4 protein-coding genes and 1 pseudogene are annotated in these 5,194 nt (G+C 28.2%); 1 reads left to right on the forward strand and 4 read right to left on the reverse strand.

Annotated features, from left to right (window positions below):
• Positions 1 to 175: 175 nt before the first annotated feature.
• Positions 176 to 757 (forward strand): annotated as a pseudogene (locus KKE07_04840) (NAD(P)H-dependent oxidoreductase).
• Here KKE07_04840 and KKE07_04845 read toward each other — a convergent pair.
• The 4 genes from KKE07_04845 to rho form a co-directional block, all read right to left on the reverse strand.
• Entirely contained in the window at positions 754 to 2,355 is a 1,602-nt protein-coding gene (locus tag KKE07_04845; GenBank protein ID MBU4270169.1) for a GNAT family N-acetyltransferase, read from the reverse strand. The pseudogene KKE07_04840 and the gene KKE07_04845 sit on opposite strands and share 4 nt — an antisense overlap.
• Positions 2,356 to 2,508: 153 nt before the next feature.
• Positions 2,509 to 2,691: a hypothetical protein gene (locus tag KKE07_04850; GenBank protein MBU4270170.1), complete on the reverse strand. Its 183-nt coding sequence runs from the start codon at positions 2,689 to 2,691 to the stop codon at positions 2,509 to 2,511.
• A gap of 134 nt (positions 2,692 to 2,825) precedes the next feature.
• Positions 2,826 to 3,869: a tRNA (adenosine(37)-N6)-threonylcarbamoyltransferase complex transferase subunit TsaD gene (gene tsaD / locus KKE07_04855; GenBank protein ID MBU4270171.1), complete on the reverse strand. Its 1,044-nt coding sequence runs from the start codon at positions 3,867 to 3,869 to the stop codon at positions 2,826 to 2,828.
• Positions 3,870 to 3,871: 2 nt separating this feature from the next.
• Positions 3,872 to 5,131, reverse strand: coding sequence for a transcription termination factor Rho (gene rho, locus KKE07_04860; protein MBU4270172.1), 1,260 nt, complete (start codon positions 5,129 to 5,131; stop codon positions 3,872 to 3,874).
• Positions 5,132 to 5,194 lie beyond the last annotated feature (63 nt).

Consider the following 5,194-nt stretch of genomic DNA (forward strand, 5'->3'; position numbering starts at 1 on the left):
AAAATTAAATTAAAAGATAATTTGGTTGAAGCCCGAGTAAAAAGGGAATCAAATAAATCTTTACTAAGATCGCTTGATTTATTGCCTTTTCACGAGAAAATTGCAATAGAAAAAAAGAATTTTGATAATGATCCTAAAAAATTGGCCCAATTAATCCAATAAATATGAGGCTTAAATGAAAATTTTAGCTATTCTTGCACATGATAAAAAAGAATCTTTAAATAGTTTTATTTTTTCTAAAATTATTGATTATTTAAAAAGTAAAAATTCAGTAAAAAATAATAATATTGAAATCGATATTCTTAATCTTTATGATTACGCAGACCAAATACCATTTTATACCCACGATAAAACAAAATTAGAATCAAATAGTTTTTTTCAAAAAAACAAATCTCTAATTTTAAATGCCGACAGACTTATAATCGTTCACCCAATATATTGGTATTCTTTACCCTCTATACTTAAAGCCTGGGTCGATCTTATAACAAATTATGCATACAAATATGAATCAGGAAATAATGCGAAAGCTTTACACAAAATTGAAAAAGTTTTTGTTGTAAATACATCTATGGCACCAGCGTTTTATAGAAAATATTTCACATGTAATCCATCTAAAAAACAACTTTTATATACATTTAGATTTATAGATATTAAAAATATAAACTTTTACGAGATAGGTACCGTTTATAAATTAGATAATATAAAAGTTGAAAAGCATATTAAAAATATTTTAGAAGAAATTGATAAACTTGTTTAATTGTTATCTTTTATCCATTCAAAAAATTGCTCTTCATCTTTATCATACTCATATTTATCTTGCTGATACTTTTTAAATCCAATTCTTTCATAAAAATTACATGCTTTATCATTTTCTTTATCAGCTTTAACAATAATTCTTTCTGTATCCGGTAAGAATTTTAATATTGAAAAAGCCAAACTTCTGCCTAATCCTAAATTCTGTGCTTCAGGATGAACCATTATTGGTTCTATCCATTTTTCATTTAATTTCAAAATATTATGGATTTCTCCATTTTCATTAACAAGATCATTTACAAAAAATACAAATGCTACTGGTTTCTCGTTTTTAAATGCAACTACTGGATAGATGCCAACATCAAAACATGCTTTACCTTTTTTAGTTTTCAAAAAACCATTTTTTGGCCAATTATTATTTAAAAATTCTTTGAGATTTTTTTCAACTAATTCTTTTGAACTATCCGGATTTTCTTTTATTTCATTTTCAATATATGCAGAAAAGCTTGCATCTAACCAAATTTGTCTAAGCGATTCTATAAATTTTTCATCTAAAAGTTTTTCTTTATTATAAACTCTAAATGCTACAGTCTCTCCATTTCGAGTTATTTCAGGCCACTCTTTCAATCTTTCAGATTCAACAAAATTTTTAATATTTTCAGCACAAACATCAGGCTCAAATTCACCTGTATTTACAATTAAGTCATGAGATAATTTTGGCGTTATTTTTACAGATTCTATTTCTTTATTATCAAAACCAAAATTTATTTTTATTTTATTTATAAATTCATTATATTTATCTTTTTTAAAATTAGATTCTTCGTTTAATTCAATTTTTTTATCTATTCTAAAATCACTTTTTACTAATTCACAAGCCTTTTCAAAGTCGTTTCTAGATAATTGATCAAGTAATATTTCAGATTCAAATCCTCTTTCTTTATAAAAGTCTTCAAATGTACTAAAAGCTTGTTTAAAAGATCTTTGCTCAACCTCACTAATAGTATTTCTTGTCCTTACCCTATCAAGTAGTTTATCTAATTTGCAATATACAAGAACCGTAATATAATCAAATCCATCTAATTTTTCTTTATACCTAAAGTTGTCCCATACAACATCAACAACCACGTTTTTTCCTGCTAATGAATATTGTTTAGCGTCTTCCAAAGTTTTTAAAAAAACATTAATTTCAAATTCTACGTATTGGTTCTTAGTAAAATCCACTCCAAAATCATAGTCTTCTTCTTTCAATTTTAATTTGTCTATTATTTTTTGGGTATCTCTCGTAATTGCATCAGGATTGTTTCTTGGTAATTTTATATATTTTTTTTCCAATTTTAGAACTCTTTGTTCAAACCATTCGGCTGCTGAATTATAAAAAGTATTATCAAAACTAAAATATTCATAACCATATTTTTCTTTAAATATTTTGGCTATAGAAGATTTTCCAGAACTTGATGTACCGTTCAAAATTACAATTGTACCCTTTTTATTTTCTAACTTTTTCTTTTTAGATTTCCCAGCAAAACATCCTGGAAGATTTAAAAGTATAAAAAATAAAATCACAATATTTAATAAACTATATTTTAATCTTTTTAAAAACATAAATGCTCCATAATTTATTATTAACTAATATAACAAATTATAATGTGTAAAATTTGCAATCAAAATGCAAATTTTACATAATTTATAAAAAAAATTATTTGAAATAATATATGAGTTAATGATATTAACTTGATTTTAAGTAGGAAAAAAAGCTTACTTTTTCTTATTTTTAATAAATCTAGCAAGAACAATAGAAAAAATTACCAAAAATAAAATAAATCCAAATAAAAAGAATCCTGCATTAATCCCAAAGATTTCTTCCTTAATCATAAGGTCTATATATCTGTTATCTGCTTTATCAATAAAAGGGATAGAAGTCATCCATCGATTTGCCATGAAAAAAATCTTTCTTTACATAATTTTGTTTTAAACTTATGCCAAAATAAGTATGTATTATAAATATTAATCAAAATAAAGTAAAACGATCAACAATGAACTATTGTTACTTCATTAATAAATGTTGCCGAGAATTACTTAAAAACATCAAGGTCTAAATCTGAAAATTGATTTTGCTCTGCCTTTTGTGCACCTAAAAAAGCAACCATAGCAGCGTTATCTGCGCAGAATTTACAAACTGGGCTAATAAATTTTTTATCTAAATTATTAACAACAGAATTTAATCGATCGCAAATATAATTATTACAAGCAACACCGCCAACAAATGTAACAGCTTTTGCATTTGGATATAATTTTAAAGCTAACTCGATTTTTGCCTGGAAAATATCTGCCATGCAAACAAGTAACGAGCTTGAAACCTGATTTTGTAATTCTGAAGTTATATTTTCAAAAATAGGACCATTTTGCAAATCATAAGCATTCTTTTTAACAAGATCATACATAACAGCTGTTTTTAAACCGGAAAAAGTAAAATCCAAAGATTTTGTAAAATTTTTGGTTCTAGGATATTTATAAAAATCCTGAAAATCTACACCCTTTGCCGCTTGTTCAATTTTAGCGCCACCAGGATAACCAAAACCTATAATTTTAGCTACTTTATCAAAAGCCTCACCTGCAGCATCATCTATAGTTTGGCCTATAACTTCATATTCACCAAAATCTTTAACATAGTAAATTACAGTACTGCCACCGGACGCTGATAGACAAATATGTGGAAATGGAACATCTTCTATTGAATTATCAACTTTTAAAAAAGAAGAAAATATATGTGCTTGTAGATGATTTATGCCAATTATTTTTTTATTTTTAGCAAAAGCCAAAGATTTGGCAAAACATAGTCCAACCAGCAACGATCCAACAAGTCCCGGTTTATTGGTTACAGCTATATAATCTATATTATTTAAATTAATATTAGCAGTATCAAGCGCAGCTTGAACTATAATATCTATTTTTTCCAAGTGCGATCTGGATGCAATTTCCGGAACAACTCCACCATATATTTCGTGTAATTTTATTTGTGAAAAAACTATATTTGAGAGCAGCTGCTTACGATCAGAATCGTAAACAGCTGCAGCAGTTTCATCACAAGAAGATTCTATACCTAAAATTATAGACATATTTATTGTTGTTTTTTCTTATTCATCAATTCCCAGAATTCGTCATTAGTTTTTGCTTCACGCATTTTCTCAATTAAGAATTCCATACCTTCAACGGTATTCATGGTACCCAATAATTTTTGAAGTATCCACATTCTCTTTCTATTGTCATCTGAGAGTAATAACTCTTCTCGACGTGTTCCGGAAGGAACAAGATCAAATGCTGGATAAACTCTTCTATTTGAAAGTTTACGTGTAAGATGTATTTCCATGTTACCCGTACCTTTAAACTCTTCAAATATAACTTCGTCCATCTTGGACCCGGTTTCTACAAGGGCTGTAGCTATAATAGTTAGAGATCCACCCTCTTCAACATTTCGTGCAGCACCAAAAAATCTTTTTGGTCTTTGAAGCGCATTGGCATCAATACCGCCAGTAAGCACTCTACCTGAAGCCGGAGCCAATGTATTATAGGCTCTTGCCAAACGAGTTAATGAATCAAGTAAAATTACTACATCGCGACCACACTCTACAAGTCGTTTTGCTTTTTCTAAAACAATTTCAGCAACTTGAACATGTCGTGTTGCATATTCATCAAATGTAGAACTTACAACTTCGGCTTTTACAGAACGTTGCATATCGGTTACTTCTTCAGGACGTTCATCAATTAAAAGCATAAGCATAATAACATCAGGATGATTTTGAATAATTGTATTTGCTATTTCTTTTAATAATTGAGTTTTACCGGTTTTTGGTGGGGCAACAATCATACCACGTTGGCCCATACCAATTGGTGTAAAAATATCCATTAATCTTGTAGAAATTATTGCAGGATCACCCTCAAGATTAAATTTTTTATTAGGAAATATTGGAGTTAAGTTTTCAAAAACGGTTTTGTGATATCCTGCAGATGGCGACTGAAAATTTACACTATCAATTCTTTGTAATGCAAAATATTTTTCACCTTCTTTAGGCTTTCTTAGCGTTCCCTTAACGACATCACCTGTTCGCAAACCAAAACGTTTAATATGAATTGGTGAAACATAAATATCATCAGGTCCCGGAATATAATTAAACTTTGGAGAACGTAAAAAACCAAATCCATCAGGTAATCTTTCCAAGATACCGTCACCAAAAATATCAACTTTTTTATCGGATTGAGTTTCAAGAATTTTAAAAATAATTGTCTGTTTTTTTAATGATACAACTTCAGGAATTCCCAAACTTTGAGCATATTTTATAAGCTCAGTAATAGGCATATCTTTTAATTCCTGAACATTTATAGCTTTTTTTGGATCTCTAGATTCATTTGATGAATCAATATCATCTAAAACTTCTTTTGAAGA

This window comes from Candidatus Dependentiae bacterium (genome assembly GCA_018897535.1).
Taxonomy (GTDB): domain Bacteria; phylum Babelota; class Babeliae; order Babelales; family UASB340; genus UASB340.